20 protein-coding genes and 1 pseudogene are annotated in these 25,380 nt (G+C 59.6%); 9 read left to right on the top strand and 12 right to left on the bottom strand.

The genetic code is table 11. The features are described from left to right. Positions 1-185 precede the first annotated feature (185 nt). Positions 186-1,565: an IS1182 family transposase gene (locus tag RGR602_RS15475; RefSeq protein ID WP_039845833.1), complete on the top strand. Its 1,380-nt coding sequence runs from the start codon at positions 186-188 to the stop codon at positions 1,563-1,565. 247 nt (positions 1,566-1,812) lie between these two features. Here RGR602_RS15475 and RGR602_RS15470 read toward each other — a convergent pair whose 3' ends face one another. Continuing rightward, positions 1,813-2,619, bottom strand: coding sequence for an AraC family transcriptional regulator (locus RGR602_RS15470; protein WP_039845832.1), 807 nt, complete (start codon positions 2,617-2,619; stop codon positions 1,813-1,815). A 95-nt stretch (positions 2,620-2,714) separates the two neighbouring features. On the opposite strand from RGR602_RS15470, the gene RGR602_RS35155 reads away from it, so the two are divergent. Together RGR602_RS35155 and RGR602_RS15460 are read left to right on the top strand one after the other, a co-directional pair. Continuing rightward, the gene (locus tag RGR602_RS35155; RefSeq protein WP_063855993.1) at positions 2,715-3,092 is read left to right on the top strand and encodes a DUF1127 domain-containing protein; all 378 of its coding nucleotides are present in this window, start codon (positions 2,715-2,717) and stop codon (positions 3,090-3,092) included. 43 nt (positions 3,093-3,135) lie between these two features. Then, complete coding sequence (locus tag RGR602_RS15460) at positions 3,136-3,870, top strand: class I SAM-dependent DNA methyltransferase (RefSeq protein WP_039845831.1); 735 nt, start codon at positions 3,136-3,138, stop codon at positions 3,868-3,870. Positions 3,871-4,444: 574 nt separating this feature from the next. On the opposite strand, the gene RGR602_RS15455 is transcribed toward RGR602_RS15460, so the two are convergent. Both RGR602_RS15455 and RGR602_RS15450 read right to left on the bottom strand, forming a co-directional pair. After that, complete coding sequence (locus tag RGR602_RS15455; RefSeq protein ID WP_039845830.1) at positions 4,445-5,638, bottom strand: IS91 family transposase; 1,194 nt, start codon at positions 5,636-5,638, stop codon at positions 4,445-4,447. A gap of 12 nt (positions 5,639-5,650) precedes the next feature. Continuing rightward, positions 5,651-6,502, bottom strand: a complete 852-nt coding sequence (locus RGR602_RS15450; RefSeq protein WP_052451594.1) for a tyrosine-type recombinase/integrase — start codon at positions 6,500-6,502, stop codon at positions 5,651-5,653. 354 nt (positions 6,503-6,856) lie between these two features. Here RGR602_RS15450 and RGR602_RS15445 point away from each other — a divergent pair, with 354 nt between their 5' ends. Beyond that, positions 6,857-7,066 (top strand): dodecin, encoded by a 210-nt coding sequence (locus RGR602_RS15445; RefSeq protein ID WP_039846933.1) that lies wholly within the window; start codon positions 6,857-6,859, stop codon positions 7,064-7,066. Positions 7,067-7,305: 239 nt separating this feature from the next. Here RGR602_RS15445 and RGR602_RS15440 read toward each other — a convergent pair whose 3' ends face one another. Then, positions 7,306-7,749: a PIN domain-containing protein gene (locus RGR602_RS15440; RefSeq protein WP_039845828.1), complete on the bottom strand. Its 444-nt coding sequence runs from the start codon at positions 7,747-7,749 to the stop codon at positions 7,306-7,308. Continuing rightward, complete coding sequence (locus RGR602_RS15435; RefSeq protein ID WP_170250891.1) at positions 7,746-8,012, bottom strand: type II toxin-antitoxin system Phd/YefM family antitoxin; 267 nt, start codon at positions 8,010-8,012, stop codon at positions 7,746-7,748. The genes RGR602_RS15440 and RGR602_RS15435 overlap by 4 nt, the downstream gene beginning before the upstream one ends. Positions 8,013-8,428: 416 nt before the next feature. On the opposite strand from RGR602_RS15435, the gene RGR602_RS15430 reads away from it, so the two are divergent. From RGR602_RS15430 to RGR602_RS35695, 4 genes and pseudogenes are all read left to right on the top strand, one after another. Continuing rightward, complete coding sequence (locus RGR602_RS15430; protein ID WP_039845826.1) at positions 8,429-11,107, top strand: ATP-binding protein; 2,679 nt, start codon at positions 8,429-8,431, stop codon at positions 11,105-11,107. A 143-nt stretch (positions 11,108-11,250) separates the two neighbouring features. After that, positions 11,251-11,619, top strand: coding sequence for a hypothetical protein (locus RGR602_RS15425; RefSeq protein WP_039845825.1), 369 nt, complete (start codon positions 11,251-11,253; stop codon positions 11,617-11,619). A gap of 292 nt (positions 11,620-11,911) precedes the next feature. Then, positions 11,912-12,328 (top strand): c-type cytochrome, encoded by a 417-nt coding sequence (locus RGR602_RS15420; RefSeq protein ID WP_052451593.1) that lies wholly within the window; start codon positions 11,912-11,914, stop codon positions 12,326-12,328. An 85-nt stretch (positions 12,329-12,413) separates the two neighbouring features. Then, positions 12,414-12,545 (top strand): annotated as a pseudogene (locus tag RGR602_RS35695) (acetate/propionate family kinase); the annotation flags it as partial. Positions 12,546-12,730: 185 nt separating this feature from the next. Here RGR602_RS35695 and RGR602_RS15415 read toward each other — a convergent pair. The 6 genes from RGR602_RS15415 to RGR602_RS15385 form a co-directional block, all read right to left on the bottom strand. Continuing rightward, the gene (locus RGR602_RS15415) at positions 12,731-13,345 is read right to left on the bottom strand and encodes a MarC family protein (protein ID WP_223843949.1); all 615 of its coding nucleotides are present in this window, start codon (positions 13,343-13,345) and stop codon (positions 12,731-12,733) included. A gap of 446 nt (positions 13,346-13,791) precedes the next feature. Then, a complete protein-coding gene (locus tag RGR602_RS15405; protein ID WP_039845823.1) occupies positions 13,792-15,111 on the bottom strand; it encodes a glucoamylase family protein in 1,320 nt (439 codons plus the stop codon). Between the two features lie 5 nt (positions 15,112-15,116). After that, positions 15,117-19,028, bottom strand: a complete 3,912-nt coding sequence (locus tag RGR602_RS15400) for a GH36-type glycosyl hydrolase domain-containing protein (RefSeq protein ID WP_039845822.1) — start codon at positions 19,026-19,028, stop codon at positions 15,117-15,119. Positions 19,029-19,103: 75 nt separating this feature from the next. Next, positions 19,104-19,673, bottom strand: coding sequence for a histidine phosphatase family protein (locus RGR602_RS15395; RefSeq protein ID WP_039845821.1), 570 nt, complete (start codon positions 19,671-19,673; stop codon positions 19,104-19,106). A gap of 16 nt (positions 19,674-19,689) precedes the next feature. Next, complete coding sequence (locus RGR602_RS15390) at positions 19,690-22,149, bottom strand: phosphoketolase family protein (RefSeq protein ID WP_082046557.1); 2,460 nt, start codon at positions 22,147-22,149, stop codon at positions 19,690-19,692. 342 nt (positions 22,150-22,491) lie between these two features. Then, positions 22,492-23,184 (bottom strand): CBS domain-containing protein, encoded by a 693-nt coding sequence (locus RGR602_RS15385; RefSeq protein WP_039845820.1) that lies wholly within the window; start codon positions 23,182-23,184, stop codon positions 22,492-22,494. Positions 23,185-23,548: 364 nt separating this feature from the next. Here RGR602_RS15385 and RGR602_RS37225 point away from each other — a divergent pair, with 364 nt between their 5' ends. Beyond that, entirely contained in the window at positions 23,549-23,701 is a 153-nt protein-coding gene (locus tag RGR602_RS37225; protein WP_170250575.1) for a hypothetical protein, read from the top strand. A 44-nt stretch (positions 23,702-23,745) separates the two neighbouring features. On the opposite strand, the gene fba is transcribed toward RGR602_RS37225, so the two are convergent. Then, positions 23,746-24,810, bottom strand: coding sequence for a class II fructose-bisphosphate aldolase (fba, locus tag RGR602_RS15375; RefSeq protein ID WP_039845818.1), 1,065 nt, complete (start codon positions 24,808-24,810; stop codon positions 23,746-23,748). Positions 24,811-25,380: the final 570 nt, after the last annotated feature.

The following is a 25,380-nucleotide window of genomic DNA, read 5'->3' as shown; positions in this document are numbered from 1 at the left end:
TCCGCCCGGACGCGCGTCAACGTGACCGCGAAACAACTCCTGCCACGCTTCAAATGACTCCATTGGGCCGGAAGCTGCCAAGGAGCCGCTTCCGCTTCGCGCCGATATTGTTGAAAAACTCGGCATTGCCGATGCTTGGGACGCGTGATTCAATCCTCTGAGTGATTTGCAGGGGGATCAGGCGAATGATGGGATGTCAGGCGGTTCCGGCGCAGCTCTTTTACGACTTCTGCCTCGATGATCATGTCCCTGCGGACCATCTGCTGCGCGGGATCGATCGTCACCTCGATCTCGATAGCGTTCGAGCACAGTTGAAGCCGTTCTATAGCAACACTGGTCGGCCCTCAGTTGATCCTGAGCTGATGATGCGAATGCTGATCATCGGCTACAGCATGGGTATCCGGTCGGAACGGCGACTTTGCGAGGAGGTCCATCTCAATCTCGCATATCGGTGGTTTTGCCGCCTTGGCCTGGACGGAAAGGTACCGGATCATTCCAGCTTTTCGAAGAACCGTCACGGCCGGTTCCGGCAAAGTGATATCCTCCGACACATGTTTGAGACTGTGGTGGAACGGTGCCTTGCCCAGGGACTGGTGGGTGCGGAAGGCTTTGCCGTTGATGCCAGCCTGATCGCGGCGGACGCCAACAAGCAGCGTTCGGTACCCGGCGCGGAATGGGAGATCAAAGACGACGCCGGCCGCTCGGTACAGGAATATCTGGCAGTTCTCGATGACGCCGCTTTCGGTGCTGCTTCTCCCGTAACGCCGAAGTTTATCTCCCCATCCGATCCGGCAGCCCAATGGACCGGTGCCCACAAAGGGCATGCGTTCTTCGCCTACGCCACCAACTATCTGATCGATACCGATCACGGCGTCATTGTCGATGTCGAGGCCACACGTGCCATCCGCCAGGCAGAGGTCGGTGCATCACGCACAATGATCGATAGGACCGAGAACCGCTTCGGCCTAAAGCCAGACTATCTCGCCGCCGACAGCGCTTACGGTTCTGCTGACAATCTTGCCTGGCTAGTCAAAGAAAAGGACATCGCGCCGCACATTCCTGTCTTCGACAAATCGAACCGGACCGATGGGACCTTCTCGCGTTCGGACTTCACTTGGGAGGCTGAGAATGATCGCTACATTTGCCCGGCAGGTAAGGAGCTGAAGCAGTTCCACAGAACCTATGCAACGCCCAGATCAGGGATCACGAGCGACGGAAGGCGGCTCTATCGAGCCAGCAAGAAGGACTGCGACGGCTGTGAAATCAAACAGCGCTGCTGCCCGAATGCGGTTGCTCGCAAGGTGCCGCGTGATCTCAACGAGGACGCCCGCGATGTCGCCCGAGCGATTGCTGCCACGCCTGAATATGAGCAGTCTCGGCATCGTCGTAAGAAAGTCGAAATGCTCTTTGCTCACCTCAAACGCATTCTCCGGATGGCGCGTTTGAGGCTGCGGGGTCCGTGCGGCGCGCGAGACGAATTCCTGCTTGCCGCAACCGCCCAAAACCTCAGGAGACTGGCGAAACTCAGACCACAAAGGTCGCCGCACGGCATCATCGCCGTATAGGAGTGGCATAAATCGATGCCCTGCGCAGAAGCGCAGGGCAGATAACCAATAGCTCTCTGCGTAAAAGGATCGAAACAGCCGGATGAACGGCTAATCCATCGAGTTTTTCAACGATATCCGCCAAAAGCGGTCATGTCGAAGGGGTTGGCGATGACCAAAAATGGGGCCGGAAGGAGACTGGCAGGTTCTGGAGAGCGAGGCCAAGAAGGCAGACTTACGCGGTAAGCCGCGCCGGGCATCCGGTGAATCACAGCTCCAGAGGCGTGTCTTGGAAGTATTTTCCGGGAGAGGCACCGAAGGCCGCCCGAAAAACCGCGATGAAGGCGCTGGGGCCTGAGTAGCCGAGTGCAAAAGCGATGTCGCCGACGCTTCGGCCACCGGCGAGCCACTCCACCGATTTCAGCAGTTTCGCCTGCTGTCGCCAGGCGCGGAAACTCATCCCTGTCTCAGATTTGAAGTGACGCTGGAAGCTACGTGGGGACATGGCCGCACGTGACGCAAGCTCATCGAGGGGCCAATCTGCGCCCGGCTCATTCCGCATGTCTGCGGCGATGTCCCGGAGGCGTTCGGATGCCGGCAACGGGAGAGACAACGGTGCGACCGGACTCGTCTGGAGCTGGTCGAGAATGACTGCCACAAGTCGTTCGGCGCGGAGGCTGCCCGCATCCGCGCGAGGTATTTCCAGAAACGCCAGGATTAGCTCGCGCAGGAGCCGCGTCGTACCGATCACGGAGACTTCCGGTGACAGGCTCGCCACCGCGTCGGGGCGGAAAAAGAGATAGCTGCGCTCCGTCTCCTGCAGGTAGGTCACCTCGTGGAGGACCCCGGACGGCACGAACACGGCGCGTTCGGGCGGGATGATGAAGTAACCCCGCTCCGTCTCCAGCCTCAGCGAACCCCGCACGATCTGGAAAAGCTGCGCCCGGTGGTGCGTATGAAAAGCGTAGGTCCGCCCGGCGGGCTCTGCTCCGCCCTGAGCGACAGCGGTATGCGGATAATCTCCGAACCCGTCTTCCGGCAAATGAACGTTGATCAGGTTGTCGCGGGCAATCATGGCGGCTCAGAGACATAATTTGTCAGACTGCCGATAACACGTCTGACGGCAATTCACTAGGTTGGCAGTAACTCAGCACAACTTGGACGAAGGTCATGACACTGGAATTCCAAATAGCCGAAATCCCGGAGCGCCTTGCCCGCGGCCTTCTGACGAAGCTACCAGCTTTGAGGTTCGGAGCCTCCGTCATTGTGGGCTGGTGGCAACGGAGCGAGACCGAACACGCACTGCACCGACTATCGGATCGTGATCTGGCGGACATAGGTATTGCGCGTCGCGATATTCGCGAGTTCGCTTGGACTGGCACCGTCGCAGCCAGCGAGCGACGAAACAGATCACCGGCCGCCGCCATGGATGCGCTTGCCTGCGGGGAATCCCATGCCCCGAGCGGATGGGTGGAAGCCCTCGCTGATCCCTTTCGCGACGGCTCACGAATTAATGCGATGTCCACGAAGCCGCGGTCAACGCGATAGCGCCGTCGGTCTTGAAACAAGCGTTACCAGAGAGGCAGACAGAATGCATGATGACCGGCTTTTCGACGAGAAGATCGCTGCGACCTACGATGATGATAAAGGCATCTCTGCGCCAGAGGTGATCGAGCCGGCCGTTGATCTCCTGGCCGAGCTCGCAGGAGGCGGGCGCGCCTTGGAATTCGCGATCGGAACCGGACGTATCGCACTTCCTCTCGCGCGGAAAGGAGTGCAGGTGGAGGGCATCGAGCTTTCGAGGCCGATGGTGTCTCGCCTTCGCGCTAAAGAAGGAGGCGCGGAGATCTCGGTAGCGATCGGCGATATGGTAACGACGGATGTCGCGAGACGGTTCTCACTCGTCTACCTGGTTTTCAATACGATAAACAACCTGACATCGCAGGACGCTCAGCTCGCCTGCTTCCGGAACGCAGCCGCGCATCTCGAACCTGGTGGACACTTCCTGATTGAGGTCGGCGTGCCACCGCTTCAGCGGCTGCCGGTCGGCGAGACGATCCTGGCGTTCGACCACGGCGAAACGCATTGGGGCGTCGACGAGTACGACGTGGTGAACCAGAATTTCTCGTCCCATCACATCTGGCTCCGTGACGGAAGCTATGAGCGATTCTCAGTACCGTTTCGTTATGCCTGGCCAGCTGAATTCGACCTTATGGCGCGACTGGCTGGTTTAAGGCTCAAAGAGCGTTGGGGCGGCTGGAAAAAGGAGCTGTTCACGCAGGTCAGCGATAAACATGTCTCCGTCTGGCAGAAGGTTGAAGGTTAGGACGCGTGGAGCGAAGCGTCATCACCCTCGTCCGCAACGCGCCGATGGGAAGCCGGCCGCTTTCAACGCCATGCCGCTGCTTCCGGTCACAAGCAGCAGGCAACGAGAGCATCTCCTGCATCTTGGCTTTATCGTTGGCGTGTCCGCTTTCAGGATCTGTTGAAGCCAGCCCAAACGACCGACATTAGGCGCAAAGCTGCCGTCCTCGCGCGACGAATTGACGGTCTCCTTCGGTGAAGGTTTTTCGATGCGGGCCGCGGTGTGAAGGTGAGGCTGGGCGCGACTTCGGCCCGCGTTGGAAAACCTCCCAAGGAGGAAGCCGCGGGAGGCGAATACGGTGTTTATGGGGAAAGTACGTGCGTTTGGCTGGTGAGGTCAGTGGAGGGACCGGCATGGCCAATCATCTGAGCCTTGATTTGGAGCGCGCCGGTTTGCGCTCTGACGGTTGCATTGGGTTCTACGCCGCAAAATCTGGGTCGGTTCCTCGATATCAGCATCGAATAGCACAAGTCAGGGGTGGGCCGGCACAGGAGTGCGAGCCGGAACCGATGCAATGCAGATGGCAGGCAGGACATCATGCGGCATCCTTTCGTGGCGGTGCTCGGGCTGTCGGGCGCTGGCCGCGTTTGAAGATCTCGATGATGCGCATTGGCCCGCCGCAGTCGGGGCATGGCTCTCTCAAGGTGAGCGGGATGATCTCAACGTCTGGTGCGTCATCCTGCGATGGGGCTTCCGCCCCGAGCAAACTGCGGATCTTTGCGATATTGGCCTTTCGGGCGGCGCTGGCCAAGAGGCCGTAATGGCGGATGCGGTGGAATCCGTCGGGCAGAACGTGGATCAGGAAACGGCGGATGAACTCGTCGGTGGCCAGCCGCATCACCTTGTGACGGTCACGGTTCTTGATCCGGTAATCTTTCCAGCGGAAGGTGACCGTCTCGGCATTCGCACTGATCAGGCGGCTGTTGGAGATCGCCACGCGGTGGGTGTAGCGGCTGAGATAGGCCAGCACGGCCTCGGGACCGCCGAACGGGGGCTTGGCGTAGACCACCCAGTCGGATTTGCGGAAGGGGGCAAGCCAGGCAGCGAAGGCATCCGCCTGTGCAAGCCCGGCCAGATCGCTAAAGAAGGACAGATCGCCGGATTGATGGAGTGCCATCAGTCCTTCGAGAAACAGCCGCCGGAACAGACGGGACAGAACCTTTACGGGCAGAAAGAACCCGGGGCGACAGCCAATCCAGCGCGTGCCATCCGGCGACAATCCGCAGCCGGGCACGATGATGTGGACATGCGGGTGATGGCTCAGCGCCGATCCCCAGGTGTGCAGCACGCTGGTCATGCCGATGCGCGCGCCAAGGTGCCGGGGATCGGCGGCGATGGTGGTCAGCGTCTCGGCCGATGCCCGAAACAGCAGGTCATAGATGACCTTGTTATTCCAGTAAGCGATCTGCGCGATCTCGGCAGGCAGGGTGAAGACCACGTGGAAATATTCCACGGGCAGCAGGTCCGCGGCGCGGGCGGCCATCCAGTCCCGCGCCGCAGGTCCCTGGCACTTCGGACAGTGCCGGTTTTTGCAGGAATTATAGGCGATGTGATGGTGGCCGCATTTGGCACAGGCCGCCACGTGCCCGCCGAGCGCCTCGGTTCGGCAGGCTTCGATCGCCGACATGACCTTGAGCTGGGCCAGGCTGACATGCCCGGCATTGGCCCGCCGCCACGCGGGGCCATAGGCACGGAAGATGTCAGCGATCTCCAGCTTCTGACGGGGCACCGCGGCCCGGGGCTATTCCAGACCCCGTCGCAGCGTTGTGTCCTGTAGCTTCTTTAGGATCTCGAACGGGCTGACCGTGTCGCGGATTGTCTTGGTGGCGACATGGGTATATCGGGCGGTGGTCGTCAGTTTGGCGTGTCCGAGAAGGACCTGGATCACCCGCACATCCGTGTTCGCTTCCAAAAGGTGGGTGGCAAAGCTGTGCCGCAGGGTGTGCAGTGTCGCGGGCTTGGCGATGCCGGCCACACTCTTTGCCGACGTGAAGGCGCGGTTGAGTTGCCGCGGCGAGATCGGGTTGATCTTCGGCTTGCCGGGAAACAGCCAGCCTTGTGGCCGTGCTTCGCGCCAATAGTCGCGCAAGAGCTCCAGCAGCCCGGGCGACAGCATGACCTTGCGGTCCTTCTGCCCCTTGCCCTGTTCGACATGGATCAGCATCCGGTCGCTGTCGATGTCGCTGATCTTGAGGTTGCAGACCTCCGAGGCACGCAGTCCGGCGCCATAGGAGATGCTGAGGGCGGCGCGATACTTCAGGCCCGGCCCCGGGGCAGCCATCAGCAGGTCGGAAACCTCCTCGACGCTCAAGACAACGGGCAACTTCTGCGGTTGCCGACGGAACTGCATATGCCGCTTCATCTCCTCGCGTGCGCAGGTGATGCCGAAAAAGAACCGCAGCGCGACGATGCGGGCGTTGAAGGTGGGCGGAGTAAGGCCCGCGTTGGTCATGTGCAGCTGATAGGCGCGTAGGTCATCGGGTGTGGCGGTGTGCGGAGATCGCTTCAGAAACCTGGCGAAATCCTTGATGGCTCGAATATGAGCCTGCTGGGCTTTGTCGCCGATCCCGCGGATGCGCATGTGCGACCTCATTCACCATCGCGCCAGGCCGCAAGCTCTCAGAAACGATCTATGCCTTGACCTCGTCCGGCCAGTGCCGGTGAACCTCACGCCCAGACTTTCTGGTCGTGAGAACCCCCAATGTAGTCTCCATGGAGAAACTCCCGTTGCTCGTCCATCGAAAGGCGATCACAGATTACGGCAGCGAGGACAACGTGGGGCTGGAACAGCGGTTACAGTGAGATGCCGGATGAGCATGCCGAACTTTTTCCGGAAGCGCTCATACCCGGGCCGTTTGACAAAAGGCGGCGGTTCCCGGATCGTGTGTGTTCGGTAGCAAGCTTGGAAGCCGTGTCAGAGAGATTTCAACTCAAATGGGAGGATGGCATGAACGACCACGTTTACAAGAAGGTCGAACTAATCGGAAGTTCGACGACCTCTGTCACGGAGGCGATCGAGACGGCGATTTCCCGAGCCTCAAAGACGATGAGAAACCTTGAATGGTTCGAGGTCGATCAAATCCGCGGACACATCAAGGATGGTGCGGTGGCCCACTACCAGGTGGTCATGAAGGTCGGGTTTCGCATCGACGACTGATGCGCCGACCGCAGTCGGTTTTAGATTGGAGCGCACAAGAAGAGTCTGAGCGATACGATTGGCGTTGTGAGCATTTTTCAATCCGCAAGACTGCGAAAGACCTCTACCGTCTCTTAAATCAGAGCATGGCCAATGTTTCACTGAGGCGATATCTGGCAAAGCGTCGCTTCGTCATCTTCGGGACCGCATTCATTGATGAACGTGCACCGAGGCCTGGCTGATCGCAGTTTGAGACTCCGTTAGCGAGCAACCTGATCCGGTGACTTAACGGCAATACCGAACGGTCGGAAGTGCTTTAGGTTTGCCGTGATAACGGTAAGCTTATGAACGCTTGCCGTCCCTGCAATCATTGCGTCGGCCGCACCTGGACTATATCCGGCAGTAATCGCTTTCGCTTCCAGCTTGCCAGATTCAAGAGCGACGTCGTTGTCGACCGGCAAAATATGGTCACCATGTCCAGCGATCAGGCCTTGTAGCCACATGTGAATCCCTGCCGCTTTTGCCTTGGCACCTTTCGCTTCCAATAGGCGAACGCCCTTTTCAATTTCGTGGACCGTCACCGCTGAAAGATAGATCGCGTCCAGTTGGTCTTGCTCATTGACCCAGTCGGCAAAGGTGTCTGATGCACTCGCCCTGGAAGGTGAGAACATGGAAATGGCGTTGGTGTCGAGAAGAAAGCTCACAGATCAACCTCGCGGGAGGGGGCGGGGTTGCGAGCGAAAACATCGTCGTCGAGGTCGGAATCAGCCGGAAAGGTCTTCAGGTACTGGACCAGGCTAGGTCGATCCTTCCGGAGTGCCTTCCTTGCGGCTTCTGCGGCTCTTACACTGACCAGGACGGCGGCGGCTCGACCGTGGCGCGTGATCGTTACAAACTCGCCAGCGGCAGCTTGATCGATAACATGAGAGAACGACGCCTTTGCGTCCTTTAGACTAACTACTGACACTGCGCGTCTCCTAAAAAGGGTCATTTATGACCCTTTTTAGAGATTGACCCTGACAAAATCAAGAAAGAAATTCAACCACCTCCTCGTCGTCATAGATGACAGGATTTTCCGCCGCTGAACCAGTCAACATCAGAACGCTCCATCCGCAAAAAATTCTCCTGATGCGTGCCGTCGACTTTGAAACTGTCGTTGCTTCAATCTTAAGGTGCGCGAGCGGCGATGATTGGATTGCTCAGCTCTCCGCGCGCTCCGGTTTCGGGCCATCACGCGCGAGCAGCCGGAAAAAGATTACTTAACGTCCCGGAGAAACAACTAAAACCTCTACCTAATATTGGCGAAATAGGGCCTTCAACTCGCAGACTTCATTGTGCCAAAATAATCTTATTTTGTTATACTCTCGACGAGAGGGTATCGCGATGCTGCTCGATCGAGAGGGTCAACTCGAAACTTTACTGAGTGCAATGCGGAGCGCTGCGGCCGGGCACGGCAGCACTGTGCTGCTCGAAGGCGAAGCCGGAATCGGCAAGACCTCTCTCCTGCGCGAGTTCGCGGAGCATGCCGACAAAGGCTGCCAGGTATTATGGGGCTGGTGCGAGGCGCTTTTCACGCCGTGCCCGCTCGGCCCCATGCAGGACATTGGGCAACTGCTTGACCCCCATGTGGCAGCACTGCTCGATCAGGCGGCTCCGCCGGAGCGGCTCTTTCCGGCACTGTTGAATGTGCTTCAGCACGCCAGTGTTGCGATCGTACTCATCTTCGAGGATGTCCACTGGGCCGACAACGCGACGCTCGACCTGATAAAATACCTCGGTCGCCGCATCTCCTTGCTTCCAGCCGTGCTAGTGCTCAGTCTGCGCAGCGATGAAATCGGCGCCGATCATCCTCTGACGCATGTTCTCGGCGATCTTCCGTCCGCATCGGTCACCCGCATTGCCCTTGAGCCGCTGTCTCGCGAAGCGGTGACGGTGTTGGCTGAGCAGGCGGGCCGCGGCGCCGCCGATCTCTATCGCGTTACGGAGGGCAATCCCTTTTTCATCACCGAACTTCTGGCAAGCGGCGAGGCGGAGCCAGGGCGTGTACCAGATTCGATACGCGATGCGGTCTGGACGCGCCTGTCTCGACTGACAGCGAGTGAACGCAAGGTGCTTGAGGTGATCAGCATTGTGCCAGGCAGCGTGGAACCGTGGCTCATCCGGCGCCTGCTCGGTGTCGAAGCCGAAGCCCTGGTGGACAAATGCGTGGCGCGTGGATTGCTGCGGCAAGACGACCAAGGCGCCGTGATGTTCAGACATGAACTTGCTCGGCAGGCGACGCTCGACCGGCTGCCACCGAACCTTCAGAGGTCGCTCCATGCAAAGGTGGAAGTGGCGATATCACAACTCCCTACGGCCCATGCGTCTGCCCTGCTTTCACGCCGTGTACACCACGCTGCCGGGGCCGACGATGGGGCGCGCGTTCTCGAACTGGCGCCACAAGCCGCGGCCCATGCGGCGCGCCTGGGCGCTCACCGGGAGGGGGCTTCACATTTGGCGACAGCTCTCAAATACGTCGCGCAAGCCACACCGGAACTGGCCGCCCAGCTTTACGAAGACTGGGCCTACGAGGCGGGACTGGCCCTGCACGTCTATGAACCGGTGATCGAGGCGCACCATCGTGCTATCGCGATTTGGCGCGAGCTAGGGCGCATCGACAAGATCGGTCGCAATCTGTGCAAGCTGTCACGGCTGCACTGGCGCCGCGGCGAAGGCCAGCCGGCGGAGGATTACGCAGACCAGGCGGTGCGCGAAATGGAAAATCTGTCGCCTGGCTCAGAGCTCGCGATGGCCTACAGCACGCGCTCTCAACTTCACATGCTCCATTATCGCTTCGACGAAGCGATTGATTGGGGGTTGCGGGCGATCTCACTCGCCGACCAACTGGGCCAAATCGAAACGCGCGTCCACGCTTTGAACAATGTCGGCACCGCGCTCCTTTTCGCCGGCCGTCCTGGCGGCCTCGAGCGGCTGGAGGAAAGCCTGGCGCTGGCGCTCGAGCACGGATTTCACGACCATGCGGCGCGAGCCTACACCAACTTCGCGGAATGCGCAGTCGTGTCCAAGGACTTTGTCCTGGCCGAACGCTTGTTGTCTGAGGGCATCGCATTCGCCAGCAGGCACGATCTCGATTCAGCCACGCAATACCTGCTCGGCCGGCAGGCGCAGCTTCGCATGGAGCAGGGTCGCTATCGCGAAGCTGAGACCGTTGCGCAGGGCGTCATGAGCCTGGTACGCCTACCGATGGTCATGCACCTGCCGGCGCTCACTGTGCTCGGAATGGTGCGCGTGCGACTGGGCGAGCCCGGCAGCTTGACCCTTCTCCAGCAGGCGCTCCAGGAAGGATTGGCGACTGGTGAACTCCAACGGATCGTGCCTGTCCGCCTTGCGCTGGCCGAAGCGGCCTGGCTTGACGGAGACGTCAGTGCCGGCCATGAGCAATTAAATGCACTCGCCGAGATGGATCTCGATAACTTCCGTACCTGGGACTTCGGCGAACTGGCAGTGTGGTGGCAGAGATGCGGTATGGCCAAACCGCTGCCCGCGCCGAAGGCGCAGCTTCCTTTAGCGCGTTCGGCCGAGCTCCTCGGCAATTCACTATCGGCGGCAAGGGAGTGGGATCGCCTGGGGCTTCCCTATGAAGCGGCGCTTGCCCTGATGCAGGTTCGAGGAGCCGACGCCGGGCCGGCTTTGGGTCGTGCCGTCACGACGTTGGAATCGTTGGAGGCGCGTCCCGCTGCGGCGCTGGCGCGAAAGCTGGCGCAGCGCTTGGGAGTTGCAGGCCATTTGCCGAAAAGCCGCAGAGGGCCATATGGGGCGGCTCGCCGTCACCCGCTTGGTTTGACGTGGCACGAACAACAAGTGCTCGCCTTGATCGCAGCGGGCATGAGCAACAAGGAGGCTGCCCAGCGTTTGTCGCGCTCCCCGCGCACGATCGAGCATCAGGTTTCCGCCGTGCTCGGCAAATTCAATGCCGCTAATCGTATGGAGGTCCTTCTGCGCCTGCGCGGCGAGCCATGGCTCCTGTCAAGCGATGACTCGCTGCCAGCCGTGACAAACTGATCCACCGTGAAATTTAGGGTGCCAGCCGCCGGGAAATTGGGTGGCCGTACCGATGTGTTCGAGCTGCTCTGCGCATAGGCTGGGTTTGCCACCATGGGCAGAAGATGCCCAGGCAGGCGATCACTCGCGGAGGAGGGATTGTGATGACCAGAAGTTCTACAGCGTTTGCAATGGCCTTACTCGCCACGACAGGCGTCGCTGCGGCGTCGGAACTGGCGCCAGGCAACGGCTACAGTATTCATCTCGACCGTTTCAATGGAGCCGTGTATTACACGGTCGAAAAAGACGGCTACCGGGTGGTTGCGACCATGGCGTCCGGCGAAGAAGCACAGCCGATCCGCTTCGTATCCACACTCGGACCGGGGCAGCGGCTAATGATCTCCGTGCCTCAAGCCATCGGCCAGCCGTCCGCCGACTTCGAGATCTTGCGCAATGGGGAGGTCCTTCTCGTGCAGGAGCCCACCGCAAACCTGATCGATAACGTGTCGACCAGCGCCATAATCGAGGATTGATTCTTTTGGCCTTCCGGGAGCCTCGCGGCGAGAGCGGTGAGCCGGGCGGCCCATCCGGACATGCCGGGCGAGCCGCCCAACGGACGATCAATCCCGAAGGGCTGATCCGGGAGGGAGCCGGGTGAACTTTACGTGCGAGAAAGTGACTTTCACAGCACAGGAACTAGGCCCCGGCTTTCCGGCAGCGGGCCTGTGACATAGTCAGAGCTCGATTTTTCCTGCTATTGGTACGCACGAAGCCGCCATCGGACAACGCGGCCCACGCCGCCAAGCGCCTTCGAGGCACAGAAAGATGCGTCCATTGCCGCGCCTGCTACTGTTCGCTGTCGTCGCCTGTGGCGTCGCGGTCACTTCTGGGCGATCTTCGCAGGACGGCGCGGCCGCCGACAAGTTCTACAAGGTGGTCGATGGGAAGGCCGATGCGCGGACCTACAACGGTTACCGGCGCTATCATGCCGGCTGCAATCATTGCCACGGCCCCGATGGAGTCGGCTCGACTTTTGCATCCTCTCTCGTCAACCGGCCGCTCGATATCGAGACGTTCAGGCGTGTCGTTCGCGATGGCCAGAGCACGAGCGGGAGCTCGGCCATGAAAGGGTTCGCCAATGATCCCAATTTCGCTCCTTATATCGATGACATTTACGCCTATTTGCAGGCCCGCGCTGACGGCGCTCTCGGCCGCGGGCGGCCCAAAAGAGTGGAGCCGTAGAACCGCGATTCCGCCCGCGATCGAACATAGTGCTGGCACTGGCGCACGACGTCCTCGAAATCTCTCGAGCAACCAGCGCCGGCCCCACCTCGGCAGCGGCGCCTCAATGTGCGCGCTGAAGGAGGCGCGCAGCGTGGAGACGACGATGGGCTTCACTGCGCTCGACGGCCTGCTGATGAGCACCCGGCCGGGACAGATGGATCCCGGTGTCGTGCTGATGAGGAACTGATGATCGCGCGTCATACGCTTGCGCTCATCACAGCGCCCTGAAAGAAATCTCAGGGTTGCGCTTGGCGCCCTCTAGAATCAGTGTGTCGCGAAGCGGCCGTTATCGGCTTGATGCGCCCCACTCCCGAAAGCAGCCAGTGGGCTTTGCACGAACCACACCCGCGAGCGAAATTTCTACCAGGCAATCATGCTTAAGCTATGCAGGATGACCTGCAGACCAAGAGCTGCCTGGGTTACCCCGAGCACCACTGCCAATACCTGAAGCGAAGTTCCGATCCACCTCAGAATGGTCTCCGCGAAAATCATCGCCACCCAGTCCAGCGCCAGGATCAGCAATACGATAGCAGCCACGGTGAGGCCTTCCGCTTTGCGGCCGCCCGCCAACGTTGCGAAAACGATGACCGCGGCGATACCATAAGGCGTGACAATCGTCGGAAACGCTAGCGGTGTAAGGGCCAGTCTCAGATCTGGCGGTTGGTCTAGCTCAGTCGGCTGATCCGGCAGGCTGGCAGATTGCTGCAAGACGGTCCGCAAGGCCACGAGAAACAAGATGATGCCTCCGGTCATCGCTAGTACAGGCAGTGAGATTTCGAAATTCTCAAGCATGGTACGTCCAAGCAAACCGGCGATTGCCAGCGCGGCTGCCGAAAAGAGGATTGCTCTCCTGGCCATCGAACGTCGAAAGCGACGGTCGCAGTTGCTTGTGATAGCCACGAAGGGCACCAGGATCTTGATCGGACCAAGCATCAGAAAAAGCATGAAGAACATTTTCCGCGCGCCGAACTCCACCTCCGGCGTTCCGGCTCCAACCGGCGACTGCGCAAAGGACTGCATTGGAAAGCAGACCGGCAGGATCATCGCCAGGGGGAGGATTAGGAGAACCGATCGACCGGCGCGCCGCTCCCGGGGTTTTTCATGAGGGATCGATTGGCGCAAACTAATAAGGCCGAGCGCGTAAGATAGGGCTGCCCCGGGGGATATGTCCCGCAGCCACGTCAACGATGACCAGTCTCCAGCCAAAAGAGCGCCTTTCTATTGCTTGGAGCCGAAAGCCGGATTTCGAGGTGAACGACATAGCCGGCGATGCGCTGAATGAGCTTCCAAACTGTGCGGTTCACCGCAACCGCGACACGTTCGATCCCTCGAAATCGGGCGCCTTTCACCTGAAGCCCCAACCTTTGCGTTGAAACGAGGGCGGCAGCCGGCTCTGTCGCGCGAGACGATACACATCCGGCCTAGAGCCATCCCCCCGAAAAACCTGCTCGGCGCAATCCCGTCACGATGGGCTTGCATCGGCGCATGATGTTCCACAGCAAACCGGTCCGGTAGTTTTCGATCATCAGCACCACCGGCCCTTGGTCGATGCCAAAGTGATAGGGACTTACCCACGATCCGGTCGGACTGGCTTCCATGGAATAGGTCTGGTTGAACGACGGTTTGAAACCGTAAAGCCGGGTCATGCCGAGGTTCATCCGCGCAAAATTGCGCACTGTCGGCACGACAATCTCCGGCGCGAACGGGAGCGAGGCGACAACGACCCATGGCGCGACAGTCCCATCGTCAGGCCCGAAGGGCGCCCCACGGGCAATGTAGTCGAAGAACTCCCGGTCCACCCCATCGATCGCCCGCTTACCCCAACCGGGTCCGTCGCACGCGGTGAACCCCCAGCAATGCTTGCCATACCCAGCAAGGTTCATCGGATTGCGGATTGCGTATTCTTGCTGGACATATGTCGCGTGCCGGCTGTTATCGAAATAGTCGGTGTCGTGCTGGCGCATGAACGCGTCGCGAATGCCTCGAAAGTCGATCCACATGTGCGACAGTTGGTGGGTAAACAGCGGCCCCGAATACAGCAGCTCGCGACCATAGATATTTCTCCATTCGTAAGTCTCGGTGTAGGCGGCATAGGATTCGGGCGGCAACGGGTGAGTTGGGGATCCCAAACCAATGATGTAGAGCAGCAGGCCTTCATCATAGCCACGCCACCGGTGGGGGATGAAGCCACTTTCCGGACGCCAGCCATGCGTTAAAGTTGCACCGCCATCGCGCGCCCAGTTCCAGTCTGCACGCTCGTAAAGCGCCATCGCGAGCTGGCGGATCTCCGCCTCGTCGGCCGTGTCGCCATCAAAATAAGTGGCAACGGTCAAGGCGCCCGCGAACAGGAAAGCCGAGTCGATCGTCGACAACTCGCATTGCCAAACCCGACGCCCCGTTTCGAGGTCCAGAAAATGATAAAAAAAGCCTTTGTAGCCGCATGAATCCGGCTCAGGTCCCTGCGGGCATGAGATCAGGTATCTCAACCGGCTACGGGTTATCTTTGCCGCAAATTGGCGGATGAGGACGCCGCGTTCGACAACCACGGGGATGGTCGCCAGCGCCATGCCGATCGCCGCGATGCTTGCCGGTGCGTTCGGTTCTGTCTTGTCGCGCACCAGGCCGTTGTCAGGGTTCGTGCATTGGAGATAGTATAACAGCGTCGTGAATTGCAGCCGACCGAGGTCCTGGTCCGTCGGCAGGCGGTCGAGGTCGGCGTCGGTGGAGAGCGTTTCGGGCATGACCGCTAACCAATGATAACGTCGATATCATGCGTGCGCGCGTCCTGCGCAAGCCGGACGCTTTCGTGCGCGACAGGCTCACCGTCCAGTGTGACGGAGTGCACGCCTCGGCCGATGCCCTTCGCGTTGTCGAAACGGATGCGGTAGGTCGCCGGTCCATATCGGTATATGATCTCATAGGCCGGCCAGCTTGCCGGAACGCATGGTTCGAACTGCAGAAACTGTCCTTGCCGGCGAAAGCCAAGGATCGCCTCGAGCGCCACACGATAAAACCAACTGGCCGATCCGGTGTACCACGTCCATCCACCGCGTCCCGTGTGCGGTGGCGCGCCATAGATATCGGCGGCGACCGCATATGGTTCGACCTTGTAGCGTTCGACTTGATCTCTCGTCGCCGCATGATAAATCGGATTAATCAGGTTCCAAAGCTTCAAGGCGAGATCGCCGTCGCCCTGCAAAGCTGTCGCCCAGATGACCCAGGTCGCCGCATGTGTGTATTGGCCGCCATTTTCACGGATGCCGGGGACATAGCCCTTGATGTAGCCGGGCTGCAGCACGCCTTCGTCGAAAGGCGGGTCGAAGAGTTTGATCAGCTTGTCCTCTTGGCGTACGAGCCGGTCGTGGACCGCACGCATTGCCTGCGAAGCGCGTTCAGCATCGGCCTGGCCTGAAATGACGGCCCAGGCTTGCGGGATAGCGTCGATCTGGCATTCGCTGTTCAGGGACGACCCAAGCGGCGTGCCATCGTCAAAATAGGCTCGGCGATACCAGCCACCGTCCCAGGCGTTGGCTTCAAGGGCAATGCGCAGGGCCTCGGTTCGTTCGCGGCACCAGGCGGCACGGCTTTCATCTCCGCGTGACGCTGATATCGTGGCAAATGAATTCAGGACCGTGAGGAAAAACCAGCCGTTCCACACGCTCTCCCCCTTGCCTTCGGCGCCGACCTTATTCATGCCGTCGTTCCAGTCACCCGTTCCCATAAGGGGAAGGCCGTGACTGCCCAAACGGTAGCCATGCTCCAGCGCACGAACGCAATGCTCGTAGACGGTGCCGGACTGCTCGCTGGTCGCTGGCTGGTTGAAGTCTTCCTCTTGGTCGTCTTTTAGCAAAGGTGACTTGATGAATGGCACCATCTCATCAAGGAGTTGAACGTCACCTGTCGTGGAAACGTAGTGGTGAACGACAAGGGGTAGGAAATACAAGTCGTCTGTTATCCGAGTGCGTACGCCGATGCCAGACGGTGGGTGCCACCAGTGCTGGACGTCCCCCTCCTCGAATTGGCGCGCCGTCGATCGCAGGATGTGTGAGCGGGCCTCGGTCGGCGCGCTGTAGACCAGTGCCATTACGTCCTGCAGTTGGTCCCTGAATCCATACGCGCCGCCAGACTGATAGTTGGACGTGCGCGCCCATACGCGGCATGCCAAGACCTGATACAACAACCAGCGGTTCATCATCAAGTTCAAGCCTGCATCCGGCGTCGAGACCTGAATCGCGTTCAGAATGTCATCCCACTGGCGGGAGACAGCCGACAGGCTCGCGGCTGCGCGCTTGAGGTCGGCATGCTCCTGGACGAGCCTACGGACCTCATCGAGGCCGGCAGCCTCTCCAAGGACGAAGACAACCTCTCTGCTTTCCCCGGGGGGCAGGGAGATATCCACCATCAGCGCAGCGCAGGGATCAAGAAGCGGACCAAAACGTTCCGCCAGATCTGTTCGCTCCAGGGCCGCCGGCTGAAACACGAAACCGTATTTGCCTAAAAACTCTCTGCGGTCGGCCGTGGCCGACCTTGCCGGCTGACTGGCGCCTGCAAACGCCAGCTTTCCGGCAAAGTCGCCGGCCCAGAGATTATTGGCTACGATCGCACCAGATCTGGCATCCCGCTCGCAGACGATCCGCGTTGCCGTCTCTTCGCGCTGCGTCCCCAGCACCCACTCGGCGAAATAGGTTGCGGTCACATGCCGAACTCGGGTGTCCCCGTTGCTAAGCCTGAGGCGTATGATTTTGACCGGATCGTTCGGCGCGACCGATACCGTCAGCTCTTGATTGAGATGACGACTATAACTTGCATACCGGCTGTAACCTTGGCCGTGACGAACAGTCACGACCGCACCGGGACCGAGCGGTAGGGGCGTCGGCGTCCAGACATCGCCGGTTTCCTCATCCCGCAAATAGAGGACCTCGCTCGGCGCGTCCGTAACCGGATCGTTCGACCACGGCGTCAGCCGGTTCATCTGGCTATTCTCTGACCAGGTGTAGCCAAGACCGGCTTCGGTTGTCAGACAACCAAAATCAGGGTTTGCGATCACATTGGTCCAAGGCGCGGGTGGCAAGGCGGGGGCTCGGGGTTTGACTGCATCCACGCGCACGACATACTCGCGCCCGTCGGGCGTGAAGCCCCCGAATTCGTTCCAGTGCTGTAAATCCTCGACCGGGTCAGGATGTGGGGCTGCAGATTGCCCGCTTACCCGAACGGCTAACGTCGGCGAAAGAGGTGACAGAGCGGGGGAGGGCAGGTTGAGCTGATCGGCAAGTGTGCCGCGGCTTCCCAGCAGGACAATGCGCGCTGCCGCGGCGATGGTCCCCACGTGATCGCTTTCGGTTTCGGGTTCGGAAAGGACAAAGATTCCGCCAGGTTTGCCGATCATTTCGGCTTGCGGGCCTGACTGTAGCTTTTCAGTCTGTCGCTTAGCGCTGGCTGCGCCACCGTCGTCGAGCAGCACCAGGTCGAATCTCAGGCCCCTGCGACCGGCGAAATCGTGGCCCATCGTCACTTGGCTAACGAAGGCATCATCCCTGTCGCCATTGGCTCGGACAAGCACGATCGGAAGGTCGCCGGAGATACCATGAGCCCACAGAGCGGTTCGATCCAATCGATCTCGCTCGGGCCCAGCCGCCTGCCGCAGGGTCGGGTTCGCAAATACGACATTCCCGGCCAGCCGATTGAACAGCGAGACATCGTCAGACTTCAGGGTCGAAGTGCGAAGCTCATTTTCGTATCTCTTTGAAGCTTCGGAGAACGCTCGCTCGACGGTGTCGAACTTGGCATATCTTTCGGCGATGAGCTGCACGGCTGCCTGATCATCGGCAGCGCCTGTGACGAAGGCGACGCGCGCGTCGGCGCCGGGCGCCAGACGAACCGTCCGCCGCAGACAGAAAATCGGGTCGAGGACAGGGCCAGTCGTTCCGGAGAGCGATCCACCCGCGTCGAATGCGACGGGGTTGGCTGTTGTCCGGCCCCGACCAAGAAATCTCAGCCGATCGGTTTCATATTGGACCGCTTGCGAAGGCGGCAGGTTTGATGAAGAAACGTGAACGGCCCAGATGGCTTTCTCCCCGGCAGCACGTGGCCTTCGACGCGCAAATAGGGCGCCTGTCGCCTCGTCATATCGTGTTTCGACAAAAAGCTTGGCAAAGCCCGGATGCGACATGTCCGCGCGACGATAGTTCAGGCAGACTTCGGCATAGCTTGTCAGTTCGAGGGTTCGCTCCCGTGTGCCATGGTTCGAGACTGTGAGCATACGCACTTCCGCGTCCAGATCGGGTGCGACACAGATTTTTGTGAGGATTTCCATGTCGCCGGCATGGCAGCGGAATTCGGCCCTGTCTCCGTGAAAGGCGTGCGCATAGACATTCGCGGGCCGAAATAATGGCTGCTTTCCGATGGACCAGAGGTCGTTGTCGCTTAGATCCCGAACGTAACAAAATTGGCCCCAGCAATCACGGGTGGTGTCCTCGCGCCACCGGGTGATGTCGAGGCCTTGCCATGTTCCGTAACCGGCCCCGGCGGCTGTGACCAGGACGCTATACCGATCGTTGGAAAGCAACGCGACCGCGGAGCTCGGATTCGCCAGCTCCGCGACGCTATCATGTCTCGCCGCCGCCTCAGGCGTGCTGTGGCCGTGAATTGATTTTACCATCAACGTTTTTCCCACTCAGAAGGACGACACCCGCCTCGAAAGACCATCACCAACTGCTGGCAGCTTTCCCGCACACTACTCATAGACTTGTCCATTCCAGACCCTCACTGCGGGTATCTCGTGGTAGTAGGTGAGGACGCTCAACGTGCCGGTATTCAGGAGAAAATGCTGTCCGGCACGCGGTGGCAGGCCAATCCATCGCGCTGCAAGCACGCGCAGCACGTGCCCGTGCGCGAACAACGCAACGTCGCCGTCTGCAGCCCGTGTGCGCGCCACGACTCGATCCACTCGAGCACCAATTTGCCTCGGCGTCTCGCCTCCGGGGCATCCATCACGGAAAATCAACCAACCCGGTCTTTTCGCCTGAATTTGCTGGGGCATCAGGCCCTCATATTCGCCGTAGTTCCACTCCATCAAGCCTGGATCGATGATGGCCTCGGCGCCGAAGCCTACCAAGTCACACGTCTCCCGTGCCCGCTGCAGCGGACTCACAAGAACGAGCGCGAATGTTTGCCGAGCCAACACCGGCCGCATCCGTTCCGCTTGTTGTCGTCCGTTGTCGGTCAAGGGGACTTCTGTCATGCCGGTGTGTTGCCCGCTCAAGCTCCACTCGGTCTCCCCATGCCTGATCACGAATACTTTCACGTCCAGCCCTCCTGGCTTAGACGTTGTCTGCCTCTGTCGATCGCAGCTCTCCCAAGGCAGCCGACTGTCCCCACGTCCAGCCCGAGGTTCCGGGCACGTCGTCGCCATATTTTTCGATGTGCTGCCGGTGTTCGATCAGCTTCTCGTGAATTGCCTGTTTGAAATAGGCAGCGCGAGCGCCCAGTTGCGGCAACCGGTCGATGACGTCCTCCACCAGATGGAAGCGATCCATCTCATTCAGCACCACCATGTCGAACGGCGTCGTCGTCGTGCCTTCTTCCTTGTAGCCGCGGACGTGCAGATTGCCATGGTTGGTGCGGCGGTAAGTGAGCCGGTGGATGAGCCACGGATAGCCGTGGAAGGCGAAGATGATCGGCTTGTTCTTGGTGAACAGAGCATCAAAATCGCGATCCGGCAGCCCGTGCGGATGCTCTTCCGGCGGCTGCAGCTTCATCAGGTTCACCACATTGATGACGCGGACCTTCAGCTCCGGCAGGTGCTTCCGGATCAGATCGACTGCTGCGAGTGTCTCGAGCGTCGGGACGTCGCCGCAACATGCCATTACGACGTCAGGCTCGGTGCCCTTGTCGTTGCTTGCCCATTCCCAAATGCCAAGGCCTTCACTGCAATGCTTGATGGCCTGATCCATTGTCAGCCACTGCGGGGCAGGCTGCTTGCCGGCGACGACGACGTTGACATAGTTGCGGCTGCGCAGGCAATGGTCCGTTACAGAAAGCAAGGTGTTCGCATCCGGGGGCAGATACACGCGGACGACATCCGCCTTCTTATTGACCACATGATCGATGAACCCCGGGTCCTGATGGCTGAAGCCATTGTGGTCCTGCCGCCAGACGTGGGAACTCAGGAAGTAGTTGAGCGAGGCGATCGACCGCCGCCACGGGATCTCGTGGCAGACCTTCAGCCATTTGGCGTGCTGGTTGAACATCGAGTCGATGATGTGGATGAAGGCTTCATAGCAAGAAAAGAAGCCATGCCGGCCGGTTAGCAGGTAGCCTTCCAGCCAGCCCTGGCATTGATGCTCGCTGAGCACCTCCATCACCCGTCCGTCCGGCGCTAGATGATCGTCCTCCGGATAGATATCCGCCATGTAGCAGCGGTTGGTGACTTCCAGCACATCCTGCCAGCGATTCGAGTTGTTTTCGTCAGGGCTGAACAGGCGGAAGTTGTTGTTCTCCATGTTCATCTTCATGATATCGCGGAGAAACGCCCCCATCATCCGCGCCGATTCGGCGATGGTTGCCCCAGGGCTCGGCACGGAGACCGCGTAGTCCTGGAAGTCGGGCATCTTCAGGTCCCGCAGCAGCAAGCCGCCGTTGGCATGCGGATTGTCGCTCATTCTACGATGCCCTGCGGGGGCAAGCGCTGCCAGCTCCGGTTTGAACCGGCCTCCGTCGTCAAACAGTTCCTCGGGGCGGTAGCTCTTCATCCATGCTTCGAGAATGCGGAGGTGTTCCGGCTTGTCCATGTCGCCCATCGGCACCTGGTGCGACCGCCAATAGCCCTCCGACTTCTTGCCGTCTATCTCAGGCGGGCAGGTCCAGCCCTTGGGCGTGCGGAAAACGATCATCGGCCACATCGGACGTTTCACGTTGCCCCTGTCGCGGGCATCCGCCCAGATTTCCTGGATATCAGCCATTGCGGTGTCAAGTGCGCCCGCCAGTTGCTGGTGCACGCTCGCGGGGTCATCACCCTCGACGAAATACGGCGTGTAGCCCATGCCTTCGAAAAATTTCCTCAGCTCGTCGCGAGGAATGCGGGCAAGGAAGCACGGATTGGCGATCTTGTAGCCGTTTAGGTGCAGGATAGGAAGCACACAACCATCGCGAGCAGGATTCAAGAACTTGTTGCTTTGCCAGCCTGTTGCAAGCGGCCCCGTCTCGGCTTCTCCGTCGCCGACAATGCAGGCGACAATCAGATCCGGATTGTCGAATGCCGCTCCGTAGGCGTGGCTGAGGGCATAGCCCAGTTCGCCGCCCTCGTGAATGCTGCCGGGTGTTTCCGGAGCAACGTGACTCGGGATGCCGCCCGGGAAGCTGAACTGTTTGAACAGCCTTCTCATGCCTTCCGTGTCTTGGCCAATGTTGGGGTAGACTTCGCTGTAGGTGCCTTCGAGATAGGCGTGCGCGACCAGCGACGGTCCGCCATGTCCCGGCCCAATAACGTAAATCATGTCAAGATCATCGCGTTTGATAACGCGATTGAGGTGAACGTAGAGCATGTTCAAACCTGGCGACGTGCCCCAGTGACCAAGCAGCCGTGGCTTTATGTGCTCGCGCCTTAGCGGTTCTTTCAGCAGTGGATTGTCGAGAAGATAGATCTGGCCAACGGAGAGGTAGTTCGATGCCCGCCAATAGGCGTCCATTGACTGCAATTCTTCCGTCGAAAGCGGGGCGCCCGTTGACATGTTCTCGTTTACAGCGACCTTTGCATCTCGTGCCGTCTTGAGCGAAACCATGGGTACCTCCTCCTCTGAGCCCAGATTGCTACGGTAAGATCTTCCAAGGTGAGAAATCGTCGAACTTTTAACTGCTAGCGACTGGGGCGAACGCCCCGGCATGGGACGCTGGCGGCGAGGGCACAATTCGTAGCGCGGTCGTTATCGACCGAATATTTGCCACAGCAGCGTGTTTGGACATCAGCCTGAAACGCTGGCACGCCCGTGATTACCGCCCAGCCTCTATTTCCTATCCCGCTCGGCTATCCAAAACAGCTTCGTCCCAGTTTGCAAATATTCAAGCATTCTAATACTCGCACGAAACGCATCCGAAGCACAGCTAAAATCGAAGGTACGTGAGGTTTAATCCGAAGGCGTGATCGCAGATCCTTTCGGATCTTCGGAGAAGTGCTCAACCACTCCTCTCACACCGCGAACACTTTCGGCAGCAACGCGCGCCGCCTTCTTGCACTCTGCCGTGTCAACGTTTCCCCATAGGTGAGCCACACCGTCGGTTACGGCTACGGTCACGTCTTTTCCGAGAAGACCCGTATTTTCGCTGAGCCGTATCGCAATGCTGCGACGGACGGCTTCGTCACCTCGCGCGGTTTCGTCTAGGTCGGCTGTAACAATCACTTTCAGAAGATCTGCACGACTAATGATGCCGACCAGCACGCCTTCTCTCATAACGGGAATGCGCTTGATGCCATGCTTCTGCATCAACCCGGACACCCGCCCAAGCGGCGCGTCCTCTTCCACGACAACTGGCGCGCGGCTCATGACGTCTGCAACCCGCCACGCGTTACTCTTAACGTAAGCCGTGGCTTGCTCCTCGGCGGTAAGTGCCGACGTTCCGAGCTCGGCAATGGCTCCCCGCCCTAATTCCGCTCTGCGCAGCAGATCACCCTCACTGATGATCCCGACGAGGCAACCCGCATCGTCGATGACCGGAACACCGCTAATGCAATTGGCAAGCATGACCTCGGCGGCTCGCCTGACACTGTTATCCGGTGATACCCCGACAACCTTCGTGATCATCACATCTTTTACTAGCATCTCCGCACGACCTCCCCCTGAGGACACCGAGGATCCAACAACATAAACCTGGTGCGGGAGTTCGACAACCAATTTACCGGCTTTTGTTGCGGCTGTGCCTCAGGTCCGGTTCACCGTACACGTCCACTCCATCCTCACTGCATTCAAAGACCGCGTTGCGGCAATCGCGCAGGGCGGGTCGGTTTCCGCATTGCTGATGACGGTGATCGAACCTTCGGAAAGCATCTGCATGATCTTGTGCAGTTGCCTGAGGCCAGCGTCGTGTCGATTCGAACTGCGAAGGCCGGATGCAAGCGACACTGCGTACACACATGGCTTTCATGATGGCACTCACGGGTCACCGCGGCAATGAGGTGGCATCGGTGTGGCCGTCACGCAGGAACTCGTCATCCACCTGTCCGACATCGTGCTCAGGCGCAGCACGCGTGCGATCGAGGGAACGCTGACGATGGAAGGCTTGCGCGAGAGGTCAGCGGGATTGCCGCAGCGGGGCTCGGATGGACGGAACATGAAATAGAGGGCAGGGCAGCGGACGCTCCGGCGTCCGCTGCAGTTTCGCTATCAAGAAAAAGTCGGGTCTAGCGCGCCGGAGTTGTAACGTTTTGCCATTTCCGAAAGCGGAAGCGGCCGGATTTGCGAAGCCTTGCCCGCCGTTCCGAACTGTTCGAACCGCTCCTTGCAGAGCTTCGTCAGCGCCACCATGGCCGGTTTCAGATATTTGCGTGGATCGAATTCGCTGGGGTCTTCCTGCAGAACACGCCGGACCTGGCCGGTCATCGCCATTCGGACATCGGTATCGATGTTGATCTTGCGAACACCATTCTTGATACCACGCTGTATTTCCTCGACCGGCACGCCCCATGTCGGCTTCATCTGGCCGCCGTACTGGTTGATGATTTCCTGCAGCTCGACCGGGACCGATGATGAGCCGTGCATCACCAGATGAATATTCGGCAGCTTCTCGTGAATCTGCTCGATGACGTTCATCGCCAGCACCGAGCCGTCCGGCTTGCGGCTGAACTTGTAGGCGCCGTGCGATGCGCCCATCGCAATCGCCAGCGCATCGACCCTAGTTTCGCGGACGAATTTAACGGCTTCGTCCGGATTAGTCAGAAGCTGATCTTGCGAGAGCTTGCCTTCGGCTCCGTGGCCGTCCTCGGCTTCGCTCATGCCGGTCTCCAGCGAACCTAGGACGCCGAGTTCTCCCTCCACAGAAACGCCGCCGAGATGAGCCATCTCCGTCACCTGTTTGGTGACCCCGACATTGTAGTCCCAATCGGCCGGTGTTTTGGCATCCGCCTTGAGCGAGCCGTCCATCATGACGGATGTGAAGCCGGATTGAATGGCGGTCATGCAACTAGACGGTTCGTTGCCATGATCGAGGTGCACGCAGACCGGGATGTGGGGATAGATTTCGACGACTGCATCCATCATGTGCTTCAGCATGATGTCGTTGGCATAGGCTCGGGCGCCCCGAGAAGCCTGCATGATCGCGGGCGCGTCGAGCGAATCGGCCGCCTGCATGATCGCGAGGGCCTGTTCCATATTGTTGATATTGAATGCGGGCACTCCGTAGCATTTTTCTGCGGCGTGATCGAGCAACTGTCTTAATGTAATGCGTGCCATCAAGCCTCTCCTTCTGAACAGCCCTAAATGGGGTAGAAGATAAGTGCATGTATCCTCATTATAGCGAGGATTGGTTGGAACCCGAAGCGTTACTGCGACCTCAGCAAAAAATAAAAGACCGGCTCCGCATCGCACGGGGAGCACTTCGCGCAAAAGCGGCTGGCATTTGGCACGAGTCCAATCCTCGAGAACTATCTGGACGGACTGGGTTTGACACCGGCCGGGCATTGCTCAGCGTCAACGTAACGGCTGGCACGACTATCGCCGCCGCCGGAATCTTCCCCGCCACGTTGCGGACCTCGCGGGCTCTATGGGGACATCCTTCGACTCTTTCAAAAGCCGTTCGATTCTGACTCGAATAGCCAACGACCTCGGCACCGCGCTCGGCAATGCGCCTCATGAGTTTGGTGGAGTGCCCCGACCGCAATTTGTAGCTCGTGCCCACTATAGCAGCATCAGAGTAGCTCGTTCGTAGCTTCCAACTCCGGTGCTCACGATTTCTTGCCTAGCTCGACCTGCATCTCGATGGACTTTGGGCGCACTCGACTTGTTATAGTTATGGTGTTGCTG

This window comes from Rhizobium gallicum bv. gallicum R602sp, from assembly GCF_000816845.1.
Taxonomy (GTDB): Bacteria; Pseudomonadota; Alphaproteobacteria; order Rhizobiales; family Rhizobiaceae; genus Rhizobium; species Rhizobium gallicum.
Note: the sequence above shows the minus strand (reverse complement) of the source record. Positions and strands in the feature narration are given on the sequence as shown.